Here is a 22,046-nt window from a genome sequence, read left to right on the forward strand (position 1 = left end):
GCTTTACTCTTTTTTTCTATTCGATAATATACTTGGCAATTGTACATTAACTGCTAACTTATGAATAAATCCAAACACTAATCCAATCCCAATAAATATGTATAAGATTGTAAATATCTTTCCGAAATCAGTTTGCGGACTAAAATTCCCATCACCGACAGTCGTCAACGTGACCACACTAAAATATAAAGCGTCAATAGGACGTAATTCTTCAACTGTACTATAAAAAATCGTACCCGATATTAAAGTCAAAATTGTTAATACGAATAATACTTGAAATTCTTTATCTTTCCACGCTCGTAAACAGGCTCTTAACATTCGCTTTAAAGTTAACAAAAATGAAAGCATTAGATTCTCCCTTCCAAACAAAAATACATTTAGTCAAAGGAAAGTCTATCACCTTTCAGTATAGAAAAAAAGTAGCCCTCTTCTATTTCTAGAAAAGGGCTACTCTATTCAATTCTATCTTATTTAGGTGAAACAAGAATTTTCACTTGTGTTTTATCTTTTACAAGTGCTTCAAATCCTTCTTCAACAACTTGATCGACTGTAATTTTTTTCGTAATTAATTTCTCTGCTTGAATTTGACCAGAGCTAATTAATTTAATAACAGCTGGGAAGATGTGACGGTATCCTAAAATACCAATAACTTCTTTTTCTTTTAATACTAAGTTATTTGGAGTAATTGTTGCGTCTTTTTCCCATACACTAACAATTACAGTTTGTCCTTCGAAGCTTGTACTTTCAATCGCTTGGCGTAGTACAACTTCAACACCTGTTACTTCAAAGCTAACATTTACACCTAAACCATTTGTTAAGTTACGAATTTCAGCTAACACATCTTGAGTTGCTGGATTTAATACATAATCCGCACCTGCTAATTTCGCTAACTCTTGACGTTCTTTAGAAAGTTCAACTGCAATAACAGGAGTTGCTCCTGCTGCTTTAGCTGCTTGGATAACAAGAAGTCCAATTGGACCGCAACCAAATACTGCTACAGCTTCCCCTTCTTTTAATTTACTTTGACGTACTGCATGAACTGCTACTGCTGCTGGTTCTACAAGCGCACCTTGTTCATACGTCATTTCATCTGGAATGTGATGAACCATATCTTCTGGTACTACTGTATATTCAGAGAAACCGCCGCCTTCTCCGCCAAGACCGTGGAAAACAAGTTGTTCACAAACATTGTAATGTCCATGTTTACAAGCTTCACATTTACCACAAGAATAAATTGGTTCTACAACAACGCGGTCTCCCACTTTATGAGATGTAACTCCTTCACCAATCTCTATTACCTCACCACTAAACTCATGACCTAAAATAACAGGTGCTTTCACATGTGTTAATGGATGTTCTTCTGTTGGAATAAAAATAGGCCCTGCTAAATATTCATGCAAGTCTGTCCCACAAATACCACACCATTTAACTTTGATTTTCACTGTTCCTGGTTTTACTGTTGGTTCTGGTACTTCTTCTACTCGTACATCACGTTGATTATGCCAAAGTAGTGCTTTCATTTTATACATCCCTCTCTATGTATATACTTAACCTGGTGAAGTTTACAATTCTATTATAATACTTCTATCCATATATTTCAAAAAAACAATCGTATCTCTACTAATTTTTTACAAATAACGTTCAATATTTTGTCACTTTGTACTTTTTTCCACATCTGTTAATTCAATTTCATTGCAGGTGAAATTAGCATTGTGCCATAATAGCATAGGAGAGGTGAATATCGCTTGAAATATTTTATTTACTTTATCGTTATCGTGGCATTTTTAGATACATTTTCACAATTACCTATTATGAGTACTTTCGCTCAAAGCCTTGGAGGAACCCCTCTTATTATCGGGCTAGTTGTCGGTATGTACTCATTCGCTAATATGATCGGGAATATTATTGCTGGAGCAGCTGTCGATAAATTTGGTGCAAAAAAAATCCTTTATATAAGCATGGGAATTACGAGTTTCATAGTCTTGTTATACACCGTTGTTCAAAGTGGTGAACAACTATTAGTTGTTCGCTTTATGCATGGATTTAGTGATGGCTTTTTAATTCCTGCTGCCTTTACATTTTTATCAAAACAAACAAATGCAAAAAGACAAGGAAAAGCAATGGCTCTGTCTGGTGCTGCTGTTGGAACAGCCGCAATCGTAGGACCGGCTTTCAGCGGTATTATGAAAGCAACAGCTGGCGTAGAATGGGTCTTCATTACTATTTCTATTTTAATGGCTCTTGGTACGATCGTATCTCTATTCTTCTTACCAAATAACGTATCAAGAAAAGATACATCAAGAACGCAAATAATGAACAAAGAAGATATGGTTGAACTTTTAAAATCAGAACCGTTATTACAAGCATATATTGGTGCTTTCACATTAATGTTTTCACAAGGAATTGTCACTTATATGTTACCAGTAAAAGTTGAGGCATTAGCGCTTAAAGCATCCACAACAGGCATGATGTTAAGTGTATTTGGTATAACTGCTATCCTCTTCTTCTTGCTTCCAACAAATCGTATTTACGATCGATTTAATCGTTCGAAACTAATGCTAATCGGAATTGCAGTTATGGCATTCGCATTATCTTTACTCGGATTATTTGCTACAAAAGGTATGCTCTTTATCGTAATGATGATTTATGGAATTGGATTCGCAATCCTCTTCCCGTCTATTAACGCTTTACTTGTTGAAAATACTACAGACGATAATCGCGGAAAGGCATTCGGATTATTTTATGCCTTCTTCTCATTAGGAGTTGTTGCTGGCTCCTTTACAGTCGGCGCAATCGGAGCATCACCTAGCATCAGCTTCATTATCGGGACAGCATTTTTATTAACATTTGCTGGGATGATTTATGTAAGAAGCAAAGTAAAAAAGACAATGATGGGATAATCCATCATTGTCTTTTTTAAAATGCATATTGATATAATCCGTAATATAATGGAAGCGTTGGAATAATGCCAATTAATTTAAATATAAAAGGTAACGGCTCATCTCGCTCTTCATATAAACGAAAAACAAAAACTGCAGTTAAAGTCCAAATGACGCTAAACAAGAAGATACATTTCCAAACAATTGAGGTTAATATTTGTATATCAAATACAAAACCAAAGAGCCCTATCCACGTAATAATAGAAACTACAAAGTCAAACTTTTGAATTGGTGTTTGAAACATGCCCCTTACTAACGAAATAATAGCTAACATTGCTACAATAACTAAATATATTTTCCAAAGCATTATGATAATCTCCTATTCAATTCAACTTTTAACTTTCAATAAGCCGTATTTAATAAACAATATAGCATTATATTTTTCATAGAAATAATACAATGGATAACAAAATAAGAAGAAAATAAGTACAGTTGGTACATCATCTATAATAGAAAAATATTTTACTAGTAATTCCTTAATACTCTCTCCAATTATAATAAACAGTGGAATGATACAAATTGCTGCTAATATTAAGCACGGTGTGATCCTCATTTCTTTTAACCTCACCTTGCAGTGTGGACATCTGAATGAAAAAGGATGTGGGAGATCAATAATATGTTGCGCAGTAATCTCTCCTTCACACTGTGGACATTCAATTATTTCTTTCATTTAACTCAACTCCTTTCTATCTACAAAAAGAACACTATCCAATAGCGCTCTTTTACTGCCGAATATATTACTTTTGTGTATAACCAAATAACAATGTAAATAAATTGAGCCGTAAAGGCAATAATACATCTCTTCTTTTAAACAGAAAGTTTATAAATACTGACGATACTTCGACAATTTCCTCGGAAATATTTCCTTTCCCCACATAATTTGATACACTACACATGAATAAAAACTTGTATTACATAAACTAAAATAATAACTTACTGTACAAATTAAAAAGCACACTCTTCATATGAAGAATGTGCTTTTATGTTATTAACGTTTAATCCAAACAGCACCTGCCGATTTATCTTCTGCCTGTCCAACAACTTGGAATTTAAGTCCAAGGTTTGGAACTTTTCTTCCTGCGTCTGCAATTTGCTTGTTACTATATACTTTTGAATCATCAAAAGTTGTAACACCTTGTAATCCAGAATAGTTAAACTGACCACGTGTTAATGAATTTACACTCCATGCTGGTGTTTTATCAAATGAAAATGCAGCATCTGCAATTTGCATGCCCGTATTACCGTATGCTGGTTTCCCGTTTAAATTACCAACTAGCGCTTCTGGATGAGAGTCAACAACACCAAGGAATCCTTCACCTGGATGCATCCCAACCCAGTTATCTTTAAAGCTATCATCTGCATACCAAACGACAAGACCTGTATTGTACACTGGACCTTTTCCTGCTTTTAATCCATTATCTGATCCCGCATAGTTTCTCCATTCTAAGTAGTAATAATGAGCTTTCTTCTCTGTCCCATCAGAAACAACAAAACCATTTAAATTCATTTTAGGATTTCCTTCTGCATCATCAGAAAATACAACTTGTCCATCAACAGTTACATTTACATTATCCATCGCAAAACCTTTATATGTTACAGCCGGATCTGTAATATAGTTGAATTGTAGTTTCACTTTTTTGCCTTTAAATTGACTTAAATCATATGATTTATCAATCCATTTCCCATCTGTTGTATCTTTATCTCCTTGGACTACTTTTTCTCCAAGTCTATCAATTAACGTCTTCGTTCCATCTTCTGTTACTGCATGTACTTCGACGAAATCGCACTCTGCTTCTAACTCATAATTTGCTTTATAATCGAATTTTGCATTTGTTCCCTTTGTTAAATCAAAGAATGGTGTCTCTAACGTTGTATGCATATCATCGCCTCTTGTACTATAATATGCATGCTTTCCAAACTCCGGTTTAATCGTTTCAACACTTTTACCTGGTAAGTTAACACGTACAACGCCTGGACGATTTGATTTCGTAACACTTTGATCAATATAGGTAGGAACTCCCACACCACTCTTAATTTTATCGTAATCTACTTCTAATATTTTTGCCCAGTTGCCACCCATATTCTTTTGTAAGAAGTCTTTATTTTGTGGTGAAAAACTAGTCGGCTCTGTTCCTGCGATTTTCCCTGTCCAACTACCTCCACTCATTAATGACCAAGCTTCGACTGGTGAACCATTTCCAGTATATTTCGTGTCATATTCATCTGGTAATCCAAGATCATGTCCAAATTCATGTGCAAACACACCTACAGCTCCATCTTCTGGTTCAATTGTGTAATCATGTGCTGCTACTTTACCACCAAAGTAATCTACCTTTGATTTCGTACCTTCAATCGCTACTGGATCTACTGCTAATTTTGAACGATGTGACCAGATCGCATCATCACCTAATTTACCGCCACCAGCTTCTTGACCAACACCAGCATGGATTACCATTAAATGATCAATTACACCGTCAGGTTCATTTTGATTCCCGTCCCCGTTTGTATCATATCTATCAAATTGATCAAACTGGGATAAATCTAGTCCTTTCTCAGCAGCTGCATGCAAAGCTTCTTTCACTAAATCACGTGCACCTTTCGGACCTTTATTATCGTGACCACTGCTACCATCAGCTCCATAATCAGATGCTTTTCCTGGAACAGTTAGCCACTCCGTTACATATCCATCTGTCGTATAACTACCACCAGACTGCTCTTCATAGTATTGTTTAAACGTTTTTACTTTTGAACCATCAAATAAAGTATAAGGCTCATTACCGAACAACATCTTTTGATAATGTTCTCTACTAAAGTCTTTCGAATACATATAACCTGGTGTTTGATCAATATTATTATGTTTATAATCACTAAATTCAACGAGTAGCACTAATACTTTATCCGATCGAACAGATCCCTTATATGGAGCTTGCTTTGCTTTTGAAGTTGGAACTTGCCCATTCAATTGATTTTTATTTGGTTCTGGCTTTTGCTCAAGGCTAACATTTTTTTCAGCCTTTTTTACATTTTCCTTTTCTTCCATCTTTTTCTCTTTTACTTTTTTTGTGAAATCAGACGTTTCTTGTGAGTGAGCATCTGGAAGAATTTCTTTATTCGCCTGATCTCCTTGTTTCTTTTCAATATATTGCTCAACAGCTTTTTTCGTCTCTTCTTTAGAAGATGATGGATTAATTGTTCCTCTTTCTTTCAGTGCTTCCGCTAAACGATCTTCTTGAATTAAATTGTAATCAATTGGTGTTGTAGATACATTATCTTTCTTTTTTGCTGCCGTTTCTGCATATGCTAACGGAGCACTCATTACAGATGTACATCCGATAATTGCCGCAATTGCTAATGATGACAACACTTTAAATGGTGCTTTTCTTCTCATTCCATTTCTCCCCTTTTATAAAACTTAAAATTCAGATAAATTGGTGCATTTTTGTCAAAATCTCTGTTTACTACCCTCCCTATATAAAAAGACATAATTCTATAAACATTAAGCTTTTTGTTATAGAATCATGCCCTCCAGTTTTCTGGTCAGACCCTCTATCTTTTTATCCCTTGGTTCAATTAATAATCAGTGGGGGGATGAACAAAGCCCCCACTGATTAAAGTTTCACTTTATGTCGAAATATGAAAAATAAAGAGTTATGTGATATATATTAAATATCTTATATAACAAATTTAAAAGACAATATGCAAAATTGCATGAAAATTCTTTTAAATAAAAAAAAGAATCCTAGTCAATTAAACTAGGATTCTTGCTTTTCTATTATTTCTCTTGTGTTTTTTCCCAATCAGCTAAGAATTTCTCAATTCCTTGATCTGTTAATGGGTGCTTCACTAATGAAGCAATTACGTTTGCTGGGATTGTTGCAATATGTGCACCGTTTAATGCTGCATCAGTTACGTGAACACTGTGACGTACAGATGCTGCAATGATTTCTGTTTCGATGCCATGAATTGCAAAGATTTCTGCGATTTGACGAATTAAATCCATACCGTTATGACCGATATCGTCTAAGCGACCTAAGAATGGTGAAACGTATGTTGCACCAGCACGAGCCGCAAGTAATGCTTGAACTGCTGAGAACACTAATGTAACGTTTGTACGAATTCCTAAATCAGAGAACGCTTTTACTGCTTTTAAACCTTCTGTTGTCATTGGAACTTTTACTACAACGTTTGGAGCAATCTTCGCTAGTTCTTTTCCTTCTTCAATCATCTTATCAGCTTCTAAGCTAATTACTTCTGCACTTACAGGTCCTTCTACAACGTTGCAAATTTCACGAATGCGTTCGTGGAAATCTACGCCTTCTTTTGCTACAAGTGATGGATTTGTCGTTACTCCAGCTAATACACCTAATTCATTTGCCTCTTTAATTTCGTTAACGTTTGCTGTATCAATAAAGAATTTCATTTGTTGTTCTTCCTTCCTAATTTTCATTTTATATTTATTTATTTTTCTTAATAAGCTCTAATTCAATCGGAATAGATTTGTCCACTTTTTTACCTTGTGTTATCTCTTTTGCTGTTTGCATCGCCTTCTCCCCGATTAATTCCGGTTTTTGAGCAACTGTTGCAGCCATACGCCCATCGTTAACCGCTTTCACTGCATCGTCTGTTGCATCAAATCCAACAACGACTACATCTGTTTTTCCAGCAGACTTCAATGCTTCAAGTGCACCTAATGCCATCTCATCGTTATGCGCAAACACGGCTTTAATATCACCATTTGCTTGCAAAATGTTTTCCATAACAGATAATCCTTTCGCTCTATCAAAATCAGCTGCTTGTTTTGCAACTACTTTTAAAGACTTATCGGCTACGTTATGGAATCCTTTCCCACGTTCACGAGCAGCGGAAGATCCAGGGATTCCTTCTAACTCAGCAACGTTTGCTCCTTCGCCAACTAATTCACGAATGTAATCACTAGCCATTTGACCACCTTCGATATTGTTAGAAGCAATGTGAGAAACAACCTTACCTGAATTCGCAACGCGGTCTACTGTAATAACAGGAACATTTGCTGCATTTGCCGCACTTACTGCTGAAGCAACAGCATCTGAATCGGTCGGATTAATAACAACTACATCGACACCCTTTTGAATTAAATCTTCAACATCGTTCGTTTGCTTTGCTGCATCATTTTGTGCATCAACAGCAATTAATTCAATGCCACTATCTTTCGCTTTCTTTTCTGCACCCTTTTTCAAAGTTACAAAAAAGGGATTATTTAAAGTTGAAACAGAGAATCCAACTTTAATAGTTTTATTTCGACCTTTATCGCTAGAATCCTTTGCCCATTCTGGCGGTTCCATTGAACAACCAGCAGTAATGACCATAATACATGCAACGAGTATAAGTAACCATTTCTTCATGAACTGTCCCTCCATTACGCTTCTTTTCTGCGATCAATTAATACAGCTAGTAAGATTACAAGTCCTTTTACAACTTGTTGGAAGAAAGAAGATACACCTAATAAATTTAAACCGTTATTTAATACACCGATAATAAGTACACCGATGAATGTACCAACAATCCATCCTCTTCCCCCAGAAAGACTTGTTCCACCTAATACAACTGCTGCAATTGCATCTAATTCATAAGAAGTACCTGCAGTCGGCTGTGCAGAATCTAATCGTGATGTTAAGACAATACCTGCAAGCGCTGCCAAAATTCCGGAAAGACCGTAAATCATTACTTTAATTCTCGTAACATTAATACCTGATAGTGCTGCTGCTTCTTCATTTCCACCAATTGCAAATGTACGGCGACCAAATGTCGTTTTCTTCAAAATGAAGTACAGTACTGCGAAAGCGATCATCATTGTAACAGCTGGTACCGGAATACCAAGAAAATAACCGCGGCCAAACATTTGGAACATTAAATGATCACCAAGACCAGTGATCGGACGTCCGTCCATATAAACAAGCGTCAACCCACGAAAAATAGTCATTGTTGCCAAAGTTGCAATAAATGGAGCTACTTTTCCTTTCGCAATGATGATACCGTTTACAATTCCCATTACAAGACCTGCTAATAATCCAACTGCCATTGCAAGGAACGGATCCATGCCACTTGCCATCATTCCAGCAACAAGTGCACTTGATAATGCTAAAATAGAACCTACCGATAAGTCAATACCCCCTGTTAAAATTACGAAGGTCATTCCGAATGCAATAAGCGCATTAATCGATACTTGACGCAGTATATTAAATAAATTTGGAATTTCAATAAACGCTGGATTTAAAGCTGTAATTACGACGATAATTAATACTAAACCGATTAAAGAACCGAGTTGTTGTAATACATTCCCCTTCTTAGCCATCCTTACTCTCCTCCTGTAGCTAGTGCCATAATAGACTCTTGTGATGCCTCATCTTTCCCTAAAATTCCGCCGACTTTTCCTTCATGAATAACAAGAACTCGATCACTCATCCCTAAAACTTCCGGAAGCTCAGATGATACCATAATAACGGCATCGCCTTGCTCTGTAAGCTTATTCATAATAGAGTAAATTTCTTTTTTCGCTCCAACATCAACACCTCTTGTTGGCTCATCTAAAATGAGTAATTGCGGATGAATGCCTAGCCATTTTGCGATTACAATCTTTTGCTGATTTCCACCAGAAAGAGATTTCACTGCCTGCTCTCCGCTAGATGCTTTCACATTAAGAAGCTTCATCATATCCTCTGTAAACTGTTGTTCTAGCTCGTTGCTTAGAATACTTCCCTTTGAAAGACTTTCTAAATTCGGTAAAGCTAAATTTTCTCGAATTGAAAAATCTAACACTAATCCTTCAGACTTTCTATCTTCTGTAATAAAAGCAATTCTTTGTCTAATTGCATCTATTGGACTATCAATCTTTACTTCTTGTCCATTTATAAAAATTTGTCCAGAGTCTAAAGGTTCATAACCAAATATCGCTTTCATAATATCAGTGCGACCAGCCCCCATCAAACCAGCTACACCAAGGATTTCACCTTTCCTCACTTGAAACGAAACATTTTCAAATTTCCCTTTCTTCGTTCCGTTACGCATTTCAAAAATGACATCACCAATTTGACTATTTCGCTCTGGATAACGTTCACCAATGCTGCGCCCCACCATCATACTCACTACTTCATCAAATGATGTTTCTGGAATTAATCTCTTTCCGACGTATTCTCCATCACGCAAAATCGTAATAGCATCACATATTGAGAAAATCTCTTCCATACGATGCGAAATGTACACGAATGAAACACCTTCTTTACGTAACTTATTGATTACTGTAAAGAGCGTTTCGATTTCACGATCCGTCAGTGCCGCAGTAGGCTCATCCATAATAATAACGCTCGCGTTTGTCATTAATGCTTTCGCAATTTCGATAATTTGCTGTTGTCCAACCGATAATTCCTCTGCTAACATAGCGCCTCTTACATGCAACCCTAACTCCGCTAGTTGCTGCTGCGCAATCGCATTCATTTGTCGAGTGCGTAAAATACCTGTTTTCCCATACATTAACTCTTTACCGAGAAACATATTTTCAGCTACTGTTAAATTCGGCAATATGTTTAGTTCTTGATGTATAAATGCGATGCCGTACTCTTCAGCTTCTTTCGCATTTTTAAAGGTGCGCTCTTGCCCATCAATTGTGATTGTCCCACCATCTTTTTTGTATACACCTGTTAAAATCTTCATGAGCGTTGATTTACCCGCTCCATTTTCCCCCATCAATGCATGGACTTCTCCTGTTTCAATCATAAACTGTGCATTCTTCAAAACAGGATTTCCATTGAACGCCTTTGAAATGTTTTTCATTTCAATATGCATTCCCATCACTTCCCTTTATTAAAAAATCACGCCTGCATGTAAAATTACATTTGCATAAGGCGTAGCCTCGCCTGTACGAATAATCGCCTTCGCTTTCTTTGTATGCTCTTTAAATTGCTCATGAGATACATACTCAAATGCTGGCTCTATTAATTTCTGCTCTATTTCTTTATTTACTTCCGCATTATTTATAATGACTTCTTCTGCTAACGTCACTTTTTCGATTGCCATATCATCAGCTACCACTTGCAATACATCTAAAAAGCTAGGTTTTCCAATTTCAACAGCTAAATCAATTCTTTTTACTCCGTCAGGAATTGGTAAACCGCAATCAGCAATTACAATCGTATCCGTATGCCCAAGTAAAGCAAGGATTGATGCAATCTCACTGTTTAATACGCCGTGTTTCTTCATCCAACAATCACCTGCACTTCACGTACTTTATCTCTCGTTGGCATGCCGCCTTGCGCCCCAAGTTTCGTTACAGAAAGACCACCGGCAATATTCGCGAAACGAATTGCTTTTTGAAGTGTCTCTCCTTCAGAAAGTGCAACTGCTAACGCACCATTAAATGTATCACCAGCTCCAGTTGTATCCACTACATCAACAGCAATGCTAGGAACATGTACAATCTCCGTGCCATTATGGAAACGAACACCGTTAGAACCTTCTGTCATCAATAATTTATTGGGATACTTCGCCAATAAATCTTCAATTGGTGATGTAAAATCATCTAATACGATGCGGCACTCATGTTCATTTGGCGTAATATAAGTCGCTTTTTCTAAAATTTCTTCTGATAAAACTTGTGCTGGCGCTGGATTCAACATAACAGGAATATTATGTTCCTCACAAATAGCCAATACATATTTTACTGTTTCAAGTGGAATTTCTAGTTGAAGAACAACCATATCCGCTTTTACAAGAAGGTCTTTGGAGCGATCTACAACTGACTTATTTACAAGAGCATTCGCCCCTTGTACGACAACAATACTGTTATCTTCTTCTGCTAAAACGATATGAGCAATTCCTGTCGTTCTATCTGTAACCGGTACCACATAATCGATAAAAATGCGTTCGTTCTCTAGATTTTTTCTAACTACTGTTCCATAATCATCATTTCCTACCGCTCCAACCATTGCTACATTTGCTCCTAATCTAGCTGCAGCAACTGCTTGGTTTGCTCCTTTCCCTCCTGGAATTGTATGAAACGCTTCACCAATTACTGTTTCTCCTGCTTTCGGCCGTTTTTTTGAAACAGCCACTAAGTCCATTGAAATGCTCCCTACTACTGCAATATTTGGCATCTGTTTCATCTCCTTACTTCGTTGTATTTCGTTCTATAATTTCAATCGGCAAACGATAATGTTTCTCTTCTAATGTATTTCCTTCCATTTGCTCTAACAACAACTCTGTTGCAATTTTCCCCATTTCATATATCGGTTGTGCAACTGTTGTAATAGATGGATACATCATTTCCGTTAAAGAAATGCCATCAAATCCGATAATTTGTAAATCATTTGGAATGACAATCCCCTTTTGAAGTGCAGCCTTTACAATACCGATCGCAATTAAATCATTCCCAGCAACAATACCATCAATATGCGGGTATTCTTCTAATAATTCCATCGCTACAAGCTCACTATTTGCTGGATCAAACGTACTCTCTGCAATCATATACGAAAGATTATTTTGCGTAATAACGTCTACAAAACCTTCAAAGCGTTCATTTGCAGTACTCACATCACGTGGACCGCGAATATGTGCAATATGTTTACATCCTTTATCTAGTAACAACTTTGTCGCAGCCTGACTTCCTGCATAGTTATCTGCATATACAGTAGGAATACGCTCATTAAACATACGGTCAATCGCAACAACTGGAACAGATACATTCATGTAATTAACACTATTTTGTGGATTCGTTGCTACAATAAATCCATCTACATTATTTTGTCTAAGCACATCAATATATTGTTTCTCTTTTTCTAAACTTTCATCAGAGTTACAAAGGACAACTGTGTAACCTTGTTTATGTGCTACATCTTCTACGGCACGTGCAACTTCCGGAAAGAATGGATTCACGATATTTGGAACAACTAAGCCAATTAAACGAGACTTTTTATTATACAGTGAACGCGCTACTGTACTAGGCTTATAATCTAACATCTCAATTGCACGTTCTACCTTTTTTAATGTATCTTCGTGAACATATCCATTTTTATTTAGAACTCTGGAAACGGTCGCAACAGATACTCCCGCTAATTTCGCAACGTCTTTGATCGTACTCATTCTCTTTTCTCCTCATTTCATGTAACCGTTTACAGAAAATAATATAACGTATTTCTAAAAATACGTCAATCATTTCTCACTAAAAAGCTTTTAAGGTTATACTCAAAAAAGCACCGCCATAAGGCGATGCTTCTTCATTACGAGTATGATACAGTTTTTTCTTTTTCTTCTACAACAGGCTCTTTAGCATCTTTTTTACGATCTGATAATTTAATTTTTTGTAAGAAAATCGTAAAGATAGCACCTACTACGATAAATACTAATCCTGTTAAGAATACAGTATGAAGCGAGTCTACTAAAGAGTTTTTCAAAATAGGTACAATACTGTTAGCGAACGCTTCTGGCATTTGTTTTAATGCCTCTGGGCTAAATAGCATTGAATATAAACCTTGTGGATCTGTGTGAATCATATCTTTAAATTTCGTTACCATTTGTCCCGCTTCTTTCGGGAATGTATCTAATACAGGTACTAAATTCTTTGTTAATGTCGTACCTGAAGTGTTATTCATAATTGATCCTAAAATTGTAATACCAAATGTACCACCGATTTGTCGGAAGAACTGACTTGATGATGTTACAACACCAAGGTCTTTTTTCGGGAAGCTTTCTTGTAACGCTAATGTTAATGTCGGCATTACAAGACCCATTCCTAAACCGATAACCATCATATAAGAAGTAGCTGTAAGCTTCGTTGTGTGCATATCCATCGTTGTTAATAACCAGAAACCACCGGCCATAATAAGCATACCTGCGATAATTTGTGGTTTTACACCAACTTTTAATACAAGTTGCCCACCGATAATACTCATCACAATCATTGTAATCATCATTGGAGTCATAATTGTTCCTGATTCAGCAGCACTTACTCCTACAATACCTTGCATGAAGAATGGTACGAACATAATCGCGCCGAACATTCCAATACTCATAAAGAATCCAATCGCATTCAGTATTGTAAATGTGCGATTTTTAAAGAAATGCATTGGTAAAATTGGCTCTTCAGCTTTCGTTTCAACGATAACAAAGCTAACGATACCAATTACAGCTAGTGCAAATAAACCGATAATTTGCCAAGAATCCCATGCATAATCTTTTCCGCCAAACGTTAGCGCAAGTAATAAACTTACAACACCGAGAATCATCGTAAAGATTCCAGCGATATCAATTTTAATTGGTCCTGTTTGTTTATGCGATTTTAATCCCATTGCAATAAAGATTGTTGCTAAAATACCAACCGGTAAGTTAATGTAGAATACCCATCTCCAGTTCACTGCATCTACAATCCAACCACCAACTTGTGGTCCAATTACAGAAGCAAGGCCGTATAACGCACCAAAAATACCTTGCCATTTTGCACGTTCTTTCCCCGTGAACATATCTCCAATAATAATCATAGCCATTGGCATCATAATACCGCCACCAAGACCTTGAATACCACGGAAAATAATTAATTCTGTCATACCATTTGCCATACCACATAACGCCGAACCAATCATGAAAATAACTAGCCCTGTTATATATACGTTACGACGACCAAGTAAATCCGCTAATTTACCTGCAATTGGTACAACTGTCGTTGATGTTAACATATAAGCTGTTGTTAACCATGTCATTAAACTTAATCCACCTAGGTCACCGACGATACGTGGCATTGCTGTACCAACAATTGTTCCATCTAATGCAGCAAATAGCATCGCGATAATTAAACCGATTAACAACAACTTTCTATTTTGATTTTCTTGTTGCCCCATGTAATCTCCTCAATTCCTCTTAGTTATTCTCTTTTTTCTCTTGTGTCCCGCAAATAATGGTTTCTAACTTCTCAAAGAGACGTAATAAATCTTCTCTTTCTTGCAACTCTAAATGTGAAAAGTATTTTGCAATATGCTCGTTACGAGCTGTCATTGCCTCTTCTACTCTAGCTTTCCCCTTTTTTGTTAACTCGATGATGACAACGCGACGGTCATCTTTGTCGTGATAGCGTTCTACAAGTTCTTGATCGATTAGACGATCAATCATCACTGTAATCGCGCTAGGCTTCACATACATCTTTTTCGCTAATGTTGTCGCTCTTGAAGCCCCATAATGATCTAAAATCTTTAAAATATAAAACTGCGGTGGTGTAAGTCCTGTCGCTTGCATTTGTTCTAATAACTCCGTCTGCATTTTCTTTCCAATCGAAAAGGCAAGAGCTTGAATTTTATCGATATGCGTCATATCATTTGGCATGTTATCCACCTCTTATTTAAACAATAAAATATTTAATGTATTTAAATATTAATCCCACGAACAAAATCCGTCAATACTTTTATTCATAAAAACGTTTACATTTTTGTCACAAAGTTGTATAATTTTCGACGAAGTTAATATTGACAGTCACGGAGAAACGGAGTACACGGCTATGAATCATAAAAGAGGAAACTTTTTTATATTTCATGGCCTTTTTATGTTCTCTGTCTTAAAACGCTTCGAATTAATTAGGGGAGGATTTTCATTTTATGTTTTTCACACAATTATTTAAACCTGCGCCCCATGCGGAACGCTTACCAGCTGATCGCGTTGATAGCGAATACCGTAAATTACGTTTACAAGTATTCTTAGGTATCTTCATCGGTTATGCAGGTTACTACTTTGTTCGAAAAAACTTTTCACTAGCAATGCCATACTTAATCGAGCAAGGCTTTAGTAAAGGGGAACTTGGGGTTATCCTTTCAGCAGTTTCTATCGCTTACGGATTAAGTAAATTTCTTATGGGTATCGTATCCGATCGTTGTAATCCTCGCTACTTTTTAGCAGCTGGGCTATTTTTATCAGGTATCATTAATATTATTTTCGGCTCATTTTCTTTCATTACAACGAGCATTATACTTATGTTTGTACTTCAGTTTTTAAATGGATGGGTACAAGGTATGGGATGGCCTCCTTGTGGTCGTACGATGGTTCACTGGTTCTCTATTAGCGAACGTGGTACAAAAATGTCTATTTGGAACGTCGCTCATAATGTTGGCGGAGCGCTTATGCCTTCACTTGTAACATTAGGCTTATACTTCTTCGCAGATGACTGGAAAAGTATTTTTTACTTCCCAGGTATTCTTTCAATTTTAGTTGGTATTTATGTATTAATTACGATGAAAGATACGCCTCAATCTTGTGGGTTACCTTCTATTGAAGAACATACTGGGGAATATCCACCAGATGAAAAAGTAAAAGATCGCGAACGCGAGCTTTCAGTAAAGGAAATTTTATTTAAATACGTATTAAACAATAAGTTTTTATGGTACATCGCTATTGCGAACGTTTTCGTATATTTCGTACGTTACGGAGTTGTAGACTGGGCTCCTACTTATTTAGTAGAAGAAAAAAGCTTTACTCATAGTAGCTCACGTACTGCTTACGCTCTATATGAATGGGCTGGTATTCCAGGTACACTTCTTTGCGGATGGATGAGTGATAAACTATTTAAAGGACGTCGTGCACCTGCTGGTATTTTATTTATGGTCGGTGTATTTATCGCAGTTCTTGTTTACTGGTTAAACCCTCCTGGTAATCCAATGGTTGATAGTATCGCACTTGTCGCAATTGGATTTTTAATTTACGGACCGGTTATGTTAATTGGTCTACACGCTCTAGATTTAGCACCAAAGAAAGCTGCTGGAACTGCAGCAGGCTTAACTGGATTCTTCGGTTACTTAGGCGGAGCCGCTTTCGCTAGTGCAGCTATGGGCTTTATCGTGGATGCATTCGGATGGGATGGCGGATTCATCTTATTACTTGCATCTTGTGTACTTGCAATGTTCTTCCTTGCTCTTACTTTAAATACAGGGTCAGTAAAACAAAAGCAAGCTTAAATAATATATAACAAGCATAAAAATAGCTCTTAGCATTTACATACATGCTAAGAGCTATTTTTTATTTTCATTGCTGTTCCTACTAATGATAACAACCAATTCCTTCCCTACTATAAGATTAAAAGATTTGATGAAACACCTTTATTAAAACAGCTAACGTAACAGATGCAGCAAATCCCCCTAAACAAATAAGACTGACACCTTGGCTATATGACAAATTTTGAAATGATTTCATTGCTTCCATCCTCCCTATCTCCCCTTTGATACTTTTATTTTACCAATGGGAAAAATTTCATAACATCGATTTCTCTAACAACTAACTTACAAATTTGTAAGTTAACATCTTTTCAACTTATATATCTAGTATTTCCACAAATAAGAGTCATTTATACATAAAAAAAGACCTCAGTTATACTAAGGTCTTCGTTACATTCTATTTCATTTTACAATCATCACTGGACATTTCACACGCTTTGCTATTTTATGACTTACACTTCCCAGCACCATTTCTTGCAGTGTATTGAGCCCTCTACTTCCAGCAATGACAAGATCTATATCTCCTGTATTTACATATTGAACAATTGTATCTCCAGGATCACCATGTAATATCGTAATTGTATAAGAAATGTTCTCTTTCTTTAATAAACCTTCAATCTCTTTTAATTTATCTTTTCGACTAGCCGATATTGTTTCTAAATCTGTTTGACCTTGTATAATATCTGATTTTGCCGTTCTATTATCTACTACGTACACAACTTCAACATTTGTTTCTTCGCTACATTTCGCAATATAGGTTGCATGCTCCGCTGCTCGAAGTGCATGTTCAGAACCGTCACATGCTAATATAATTTGTTTGTACATATGCTGAATCCCCTTTTCGTTATCCTATTCGTATTATATAATAAAGCCCCCTAAAAAGGAGGCTTTTAACTAGCAATTCTTTTATTATAAGTAGCTAAATTTGCAACAAGTTTTGAACTACGTTCATTTAATCCTGTTATAGTTACTTTCACACCACTTTGTTCATACTTCATGATAACTTTATCAATTGATGCCACTGCCGAATCATCCCATACGTGCGCATGAGTAAAGTTCATTTCGATTTCTTTTACATCTTCATTAAATGAAAAATTATTTATAAAGTCGGCTGTAGATGCAAAAAAAAGTTGACCGTGAATTTCGTATATTTTCTTATTTTCAATATATAAATGTTTCACGTGAATCTTTGCCATATTGAATGCAAATAAAACCGCACTAATTACTGTTCCGATAATTACACCTAATGCTAAATTATGTGTAATTAGGACAATCACAACTGTTACGATCATAACAAATGCGTTTCCTTTTGGTACTTTATGAATTGTTGTTACAGAGTTCCAATCAAACGTTCCGATTGAAACCATAATCATAACTGCAACTAAAGCTGCCATCGGAATATGAACGACATAATCTCCTAAAACAAATAGTAATACGATTAAAAATCCGCCCGCTACAAATGTTGATAGGCGACCTCGTCCACCTGATTTAATATTAATAACAGATTGACCGATCATTGCACAACCTGCCATTCCTCCGAAGAAACCAGCAACAATGTTTGCGATTCCTTGACCGCGTGCCTCTTTATGCTTATTACTTTCCGTATGCGTCATATCATCTAAAACTGAAGCTGTTAATAATGATTCTAGTAAACCGATAATTGCAAGCATAACTGCATACGGTAAAATAATCCCTAATGTCTCAACTGTAAAAGGCACGTCAGGAATGCTAAAGAATGGTAATTCTTTCGGCAAGCTTCCCATATCCCCTACTGTTTTCAACTGTAATCCGCTCATAAGTGCAATACTCGTCACAATAATAATGGAAATCAGTGTAGACGGGACAGCCGTCGTAACACGTGGAAATACATATATAATTACAAGACCTAATGCGACAAGTGCATACATTTGCCAATTTGCATTTTTAAAATGCGGTAATTGCGCTGTAAAAACTAAAATTCCAAGGGCATTTAAAAAACCACTCATAACTGACTTAGGGACAAACTTCATAAATGAACTCAGTTTGAACACGCCAAAAATAATTTGGACAATACCTGTTAATATTGTTGTAGCAAATAAATATTGCAAACCATGATCTTTAACGAGCGTCACCATTAATAATGCCATTGCACCTGTTGCAGCTGAAATCATCCCAGTTCTTCCGCCAACAAATGAAATGGTAACTGCAATACAAAAGGCTGCGTATAGTCCAACGGTCGGATCCACACCAGCGATAACAGAGAAGGCTATCGCTTCAGGAATTAATGCTAAAGCAACGACAATTCCTGATAACACGTCCCCTCTCACATTAGAAAACCAATCATTTTTTATCGTTTGAAACAAAATACCACTCCTCTACTCCTTTATCATTTGATTTTCTCCATAAGAAAATCAGCCGACTGCACGAAAGCTATTATATAACGAGTAGAAGATTTTTTACTATGTAAAAGTTTCCTAAAAAAGATATTACCTTCGTAGCTTCTTTTCTGAGAATATCAGGAAGACTTTAAATATACTATTACCTATTGTTGACTTATCGTACAATGATTTCGGATTCTACCGTATGTCAAATGAAGAGAACTTTGTTTGGATGGATGCAAAATGCACATGTAATTCAGCTCATTTAATTGAATAGTCCAAGGATCAAGATATTAGCTACCAAGGAAATTCATTTACAGTTCTATAGATATTTCCACTTCATATATGAGGTTTAGTTTTGAGGGTTTAGGATTAGAGGAGTTTATGCTAATTTAATGAAATTAGTAAAAGCACTCTTTCGAGTGCTCATTTTATGCAGATACAGTTGCTTTATCCTTACGGAATATGCCCATTAACCCACCGATTAATAATAATACGCCTGGTAATAAGTAAATTATAGAAATACAAATAAATCCACCGATAGCAGCCACAGTCATCATAATACCGCCAACCTTCGCTTTACTTCTTACCATAACAGATCCAACAATTCCTAAGATTGATAGAGCCACAGCTCCCCAACCTAAACCAATAACAGTATTCGCTCCATCAGCTTCAAAAGCAGCTCCCATACCGCCGATCAATAAAGCAACAAATGCACAAATAATACCAAAAATACCTCCAATAAGACCTAATACAAATTCAGCTGTTCTCTTCATTTTAATCTCTCCTTATTTAGCAACTTCAAATTCAAATTTCACTGATTTCTCGTCAAATGTAAATGTAGGTTTAAATGTACCAACAAACTTATCGCCTTCTGGTACATCAAATAACATTTTGTTTGTAATTTGGTTACCTGGCGCAATATTTTCGTTTATAAACGTATTTTCCCCACCAAAGTACTCTTTGAATTGGTTGCCGTTAGTATCAGCAATTTTTAATTCAGAAGTTCCAAAATATATATCTTTTTTGCCATTATTTTTAGCATTAAAAGCGATTTCTAGTACTTTCCCTTTTTCAGCTTTTACGTATTCGTTAGGCTCAACGAATTTAGCTGAACTGAAAGTAAGTTGTAAGCCATTAACTTCTACCGTATCTCCAATTTTATAAATCTTGCTTTCAGCTTTTTCCTTTTTATCTTTCTTTTCAGCCTGTTTAGGAGCATCGTTTTTACTCACTTCTTTAACTTCAGTTTCACCACAAGCAGATAAACTAAAAGCAAGTGCACCTGTTAAAGCAATAGTACCCAATTTTTTATACATTTCTTTTCCTCCGATTATGTAAAATGTAAGATTTCCGAAACTATCATAACAGAAACAGTTACAACTTTTTTGTCATATTTTGTCGAGGAAAATAAAAAAAGACGCTATATCAGTAGCGTCTTTGCTCATTTCATTAATGTCCACCGTGTCCTTGACCACTTTCCTGAACAATTTCTAACCTCTCATCTAGTATTCCTTGTGTTTCAAATGAAATATCACTCGTACTTCCTAATAAGAAGCCATGATTATATGGTCCAAGTGTTGGATCATCTTTAAACTTCGGCTGAATGCTTGCAAGGAAGTCATACACTGGTTGTGAAGCTTTCCCTTCTTCTAACAAGACAGCAGGTGCGTGTTTACCCATATGTGAAAAAGGTGCCCCAGCAACTGCTAAATCTGGTGTTTTGCTTGAAACAAATGATAAACCGTGACCAGGTTTTGTGAATCCCCAGCCAAATTTTGTTTTTTCATCTTTAAATTTCGCAAACGCAACCGAATTTTCTGTTGGAGTCTCTCCACTAATACGCGTTACTTTCCCGTATTTGCTCAGCTCTTTTTCCACTTCTTTTGAAACAATTTTTTCTGGCCCTAATACATATATATTTGCTTTGTCTTTTCTCATTTTTAATGCCTCTATTGTCGCTTCTGGCACTTTATTCTTTTCTGTATAGAGTAGTGGTTCCGGCATATGAGAAATCCAATTTACAGCGGGTGTTGTATATAAACGGCCTTCTTCTGCAGACGAACCAATAATAACACTATTTGGGTAGCTTCCTGTTATATCGGCATACTCCTTATCAACATCCTTCGCAAATATAGCTGGGTCCGTTTCTTTTATTTGTTTTACTTTATAACCTTTTAATTGTTCAAGCGCGCTAGTACCTACATCTCCCATCACCATAATTTGTGTTCCGTCTTTCGTTCCGATTGGATTTAATCGTTTTATTTCTTTTAACGTCATTTCCGGTATCTTTTCTTTTTCTATAAATAAAATCGGCCCGTTATTCGGATGATGAATAAGGTCTGCACTCGCAATACCTAATTGCCACTCGCTTGCTGGTACTAAAATAACAGCACCTGGCTGGTTCTCCTTATGAGTTGCTGGCCATATCGTTTGCGAAGTTAATACTGCCATTTTTAGGGGGTCATTTGTATTTAACCTCGTCACATTTTTTAGACTTGTCGTTAATAAATCATTAGATGCACCTTCGTTCATTTCTTTTGGCGCCGTTACCTCCTGATTCATTTTCTTTTGCTCTGTTTTCTTCTCTTTTGTAGATTCATGGTTTTTATGGTCTGTATTCGTTTGTCCGCATGCAGCAAGACCAACTGCTGTAATTATTGTTATCCCAAAAATTTGGGTCATTTTTTTCACTATACCGCCTCCGTATTAATCATTTTTGAGCCAATATGATTACCTAAAATGTAATTTCAACT

Annotated in this window: 22 protein-coding genes; 2 read left to right on the forward strand and 20 right to left on the reverse strand. The window is 36.2% G+C overall.

Annotated elements, in window-relative coordinates; translation table 11 throughout:
- Positions 1-3: 3 nt before the first annotated feature.
- Both ACQGS6_RS01695 and bdhA read right to left on the reverse strand, forming a co-directional pair.
- Entirely contained in the window at positions 4-348 is a 345-nt protein-coding gene (locus tag ACQGS6_RS01695; protein ID WP_000948209.1) for a potassium channel family protein, read from the reverse strand.
- Between the two features lie 119 nt (positions 349-467).
- Positions 468-1,520 carry a (R,R)-butanediol dehydrogenase gene (bdhA, locus tag ACQGS6_RS01700; protein ID WP_000645827.1) on the reverse strand — a complete coding sequence of 351 codons (1,053 nt, stop codon included), beginning with the start codon at positions 1,518-1,520 and terminating at the stop codon, positions 468-470.
- Positions 1,521-1,745: 225 nt separating this feature from the next.
- Here bdhA and ACQGS6_RS01705 point away from each other — a divergent pair, with 225 nt between their 5' ends.
- Positions 1,746-2,900: an MFS transporter gene (locus tag ACQGS6_RS01705; RefSeq protein WP_048568077.1), complete on the forward strand. Its 1,155-nt coding sequence runs from the start codon at positions 1,746-1,748 to the stop codon at positions 2,898-2,900.
- 16 nt (positions 2,901-2,916) lie between these two features.
- Here ACQGS6_RS01705 and ACQGS6_RS01710 read toward each other — a convergent pair whose 3' ends face one another.
- The 12 genes from ACQGS6_RS01710 to ACQGS6_RS01765 form a co-directional block, all read right to left on the reverse strand.
- Entirely contained in the window at positions 2,917-3,246 is a 330-nt protein-coding gene (locus tag ACQGS6_RS01710; protein ID WP_000964465.1) for a hypothetical protein, read from the reverse strand.
- Positions 3,247-3,267: 21 nt separating this feature from the next.
- A complete protein-coding gene (locus ACQGS6_RS01715; protein ID WP_000658667.1) occupies positions 3,268-3,609 on the reverse strand; it encodes a hypothetical protein in 342 nt (113 codons plus the stop codon).
- A gap of 318 nt (positions 3,610-3,927) precedes the next feature.
- Complete coding sequence (gene inhA2 / locus ACQGS6_RS01720; protein WP_098939035.1) at positions 3,928-6,327, reverse strand: M6 family metalloprotease immune inhibitor InhA2; 2,400 nt, start codon at positions 6,325-6,327, stop codon at positions 3,928-3,930.
- A gap of 384 nt (positions 6,328-6,711) precedes the next feature.
- Positions 6,712-7,359, reverse strand: a complete 648-nt coding sequence (gene fsa, locus ACQGS6_RS01725) for a fructose-6-phosphate aldolase (RefSeq protein WP_000667698.1) — start codon at positions 7,357-7,359, stop codon at positions 6,712-6,714.
- Positions 7,360-7,393: 34 nt separating this feature from the next.
- Entirely contained in the window at positions 7,394-8,320 is a 927-nt protein-coding gene (rbsB, locus tag ACQGS6_RS01730; RefSeq protein ID WP_000758974.1) for a ribose ABC transporter substrate-binding protein RbsB, read from the reverse strand.
- Positions 8,321-8,334: 14 nt separating this feature from the next.
- Positions 8,335-9,270 carry an ABC transporter permease subunit gene (locus tag ACQGS6_RS01735; RefSeq protein ID WP_001074641.1) on the reverse strand — a complete coding sequence of 312 codons (936 nt, stop codon included), beginning with the start codon at positions 9,268-9,270 and terminating at the stop codon, positions 8,335-8,337.
- Positions 9,271-9,272: 2 nt separating this feature from the next.
- On the reverse strand, positions 9,273-10,757 hold the full coding sequence (rbsA, locus tag ACQGS6_RS01740) for a ribose ABC transporter ATP-binding protein RbsA (RefSeq protein ID WP_001986250.1): 1,485 nt from the start codon (positions 10,755-10,757) through the stop codon (positions 9,273-9,275).
- Between the two features lie 18 nt (positions 10,758-10,775).
- Positions 10,776-11,171 carry a D-ribose pyranase gene (rbsD, locus tag ACQGS6_RS01745; protein ID WP_000716154.1) on the reverse strand — a complete coding sequence of 132 codons (396 nt, stop codon included), beginning with the start codon at positions 11,169-11,171 and terminating at the stop codon, positions 10,776-10,778.
- Positions 11,168-12,064 (reverse strand): ribokinase, encoded by an 897-nt coding sequence (gene rbsK / locus ACQGS6_RS01750; RefSeq protein WP_001132864.1) that lies wholly within the window; start codon positions 12,062-12,064, stop codon positions 11,168-11,170. The genes rbsD and rbsK overlap by 4 nt, the downstream gene beginning before the upstream one ends.
- Before the next feature lie 13 nt (positions 12,065-12,077).
- Entirely contained in the window at positions 12,078-13,049 is a 972-nt protein-coding gene (rbsR, locus tag ACQGS6_RS01755) for a ribose operon transcriptional repressor RbsR (RefSeq protein WP_000104056.1), read from the reverse strand.
- Between the two features lie 137 nt (positions 13,050-13,186).
- Positions 13,187-14,800, reverse strand: coding sequence for an MDR family MFS transporter (locus ACQGS6_RS01760; protein ID WP_426964856.1), 1,614 nt, complete (start codon positions 14,798-14,800; stop codon positions 13,187-13,189).
- 19 nt (positions 14,801-14,819) lie between these two features.
- A complete protein-coding gene (locus tag ACQGS6_RS01765) occupies positions 14,820-15,278 on the reverse strand; it encodes a MarR family winged helix-turn-helix transcriptional regulator (protein ID WP_001132365.1) in 459 nt (152 codons plus the stop codon).
- A 269-nt stretch (positions 15,279-15,547) separates the two neighbouring features.
- Here ACQGS6_RS01765 and glpT point away from each other — a divergent pair, with 269 nt between their 5' ends.
- Positions 15,548-16,897, forward strand: a complete 1,350-nt coding sequence (glpT, locus tag ACQGS6_RS01770) for a glycerol-3-phosphate transporter (RefSeq protein ID WP_000466384.1) — start codon at positions 15,548-15,550, stop codon at positions 16,895-16,897.
- 118 nt (positions 16,898-17,015) lie between these two features.
- Here the strand turns inward: glpT and ACQGS6_RS01775 are convergent, their stop codons facing one another.
- The 6 genes from ACQGS6_RS01775 to ACQGS6_RS01800 form a co-directional block, all read right to left on the reverse strand.
- Positions 17,016-17,132 (reverse strand): DUF4027 family protein, encoded by a 117-nt coding sequence (locus ACQGS6_RS01775; RefSeq protein WP_000834733.1) that lies wholly within the window; start codon positions 17,130-17,132, stop codon positions 17,016-17,018.
- A 203-nt stretch (positions 17,133-17,335) separates the two neighbouring features.
- Positions 17,336-17,758, reverse strand: coding sequence for a universal stress protein (locus ACQGS6_RS01780; protein WP_000277999.1), 423 nt, complete (start codon positions 17,756-17,758; stop codon positions 17,336-17,338).
- Between the two features lie 65 nt (positions 17,759-17,823).
- Positions 17,824-19,275, reverse strand: coding sequence for a SulP family inorganic anion transporter (locus tag ACQGS6_RS01785; RefSeq protein ID WP_025966741.1), 1,452 nt, complete (start codon positions 19,273-19,275; stop codon positions 17,824-17,826).
- Between the two features lie 446 nt (positions 19,276-19,721).
- Complete coding sequence (locus ACQGS6_RS01790) at positions 19,722-20,066, reverse strand: DUF4064 domain-containing protein (protein WP_000831286.1); 345 nt, start codon at positions 20,064-20,066, stop codon at positions 19,722-19,724.
- A gap of 12 nt (positions 20,067-20,078) precedes the next feature.
- Positions 20,079-20,609 (reverse strand): DUF4352 domain-containing protein, encoded by a 531-nt coding sequence (locus ACQGS6_RS01795; protein ID WP_000277062.1) that lies wholly within the window; start codon positions 20,607-20,609, stop codon positions 20,079-20,081.
- Positions 20,610-20,742: 133 nt separating this feature from the next.
- Positions 20,743-21,984 (reverse strand): cell wall-binding repeat-containing protein, encoded by a 1,242-nt coding sequence (locus ACQGS6_RS01800; protein WP_426964857.1) that lies wholly within the window; start codon positions 21,982-21,984, stop codon positions 20,743-20,745.
- Positions 21,985-22,046 lie beyond the last annotated feature (62 nt).

Origin of the sequence: Bacillus sp. GMs2/2 (genome assembly GCF_050172095.1) — a bacterium.
Classification (GTDB): domain Bacteria; phylum Bacillota; class Bacilli; order Bacillales; family Bacillaceae_G; genus Bacillus_A; species Bacillus_A cereus.

Excerpts from the sequence above, each read along its gene's own strand:
- inhA2 (WP_098939035.1), bottom strand. The coding sequence starts at position 6,327 with ATGAGAAGAAAAGCACCATTTAAAGTGTTGTCATCATTAGCAATTGCG.
- ACQGS6_RS01760 (WP_426964856.1), bottom strand. The coding sequence starts at position 14,800 with ATGGGGCAACAAGAAAATCAAAATAGAAAGTTGTTGTTAATCGGTTTA.
- ACQGS6_RS01695 (WP_000948209.1), bottom strand. The coding sequence starts at position 348 with ATGCTTTCATTTTTGTTAACTTTAAAGCGAATGTTAAGAGCCTGTTTA.
- rbsB (WP_000758974.1), bottom strand. The coding sequence starts at position 8,320 with ATGAAGAAATGGTTACTTATACTCGTTGCATGTATTATGGTCATTACT.
- ACQGS6_RS01795 (WP_000277062.1), bottom strand. The coding sequence starts at position 20,609 with ATGTATAAAAAATTGGGTACTATTGCTTTAACAGGTGCACTTGCTTTT.
- fsa (WP_000667698.1), bottom strand. The coding sequence starts at position 7,359 with ATGAAATTCTTTATTGATACAGCAAACGTTAACGAAATTAAAGAGGCA.
- ACQGS6_RS01775 (WP_000834733.1), bottom strand. The coding sequence starts at position 17,132 with ATGAAATCATTTCAAAATTTGTCATATAGCCAAGGTGTCAGTCTTATT.
- rbsK (WP_001132864.1), bottom strand. The coding sequence starts at position 12,064 with ATGCCAAATATTGCAGTAGTAGGGAGCATTTCAATGGACTTAGTGGCT.
- ACQGS6_RS01765 (WP_001132365.1), bottom strand. The coding sequence starts at position 15,278 with ATGCCAAATGATATGACGCATATCGATAAAATTCAAGCTCTTGCCTTT.
- ACQGS6_RS01780 (WP_000277999.1), bottom strand. The coding sequence starts at position 17,758 with ATGTACAAACAAATTATATTAGCATGTGACGGTTCTGAACATGCACTT.
- rbsD (WP_000716154.1), bottom strand. The coding sequence starts at position 11,171 with ATGAAGAAACACGGCGTATTAAACAGTGAGATTGCATCAATCCTTGCT.
- ACQGS6_RS01735 (WP_001074641.1), bottom strand. The coding sequence starts at position 9,270 with ATGGCTAAGAAGGGGAATGTATTACAACAACTCGGTTCTTTAATCGGT.
- ACQGS6_RS01710 (WP_000964465.1), bottom strand. The coding sequence starts at position 3,246 with ATGCTTTGGAAAATATATTTAGTTATTGTAGCAATGTTAGCTATTATT.
- ACQGS6_RS01790 (WP_000831286.1), bottom strand. The coding sequence starts at position 20,066 with ATGAAGAGAACAGCTGAATTTGTATTAGGTCTTATTGGAGGTATTTTT.
- rbsR (WP_000104056.1), bottom strand. The coding sequence starts at position 13,049 with ATGAGTACGATCAAAGACGTTGCGAAATTAGCGGGAGTATCTGTTGCG.
- rbsA (WP_001986250.1), bottom strand. The coding sequence starts at position 10,757 with ATGCATATTGAAATGAAAAACATTTCAAAGGCGTTCAATGGAAATCCT.
- glpT (WP_000466384.1), top strand. The coding sequence starts at position 15,548 with ATGTTTTTCACACAATTATTTAAACCTGCGCCCCATGCGGAACGCTTA.
- ACQGS6_RS01715 (WP_000658667.1), bottom strand. The coding sequence starts at position 3,609 with ATGAAAGAAATAATTGAATGTCCACAGTGTGAAGGAGAGATTACTGCG.
- bdhA (WP_000645827.1), bottom strand. The coding sequence starts at position 1,520 with ATGAAAGCACTACTTTGGCATAATCAACGTGATGTACGAGTAGAAGAA.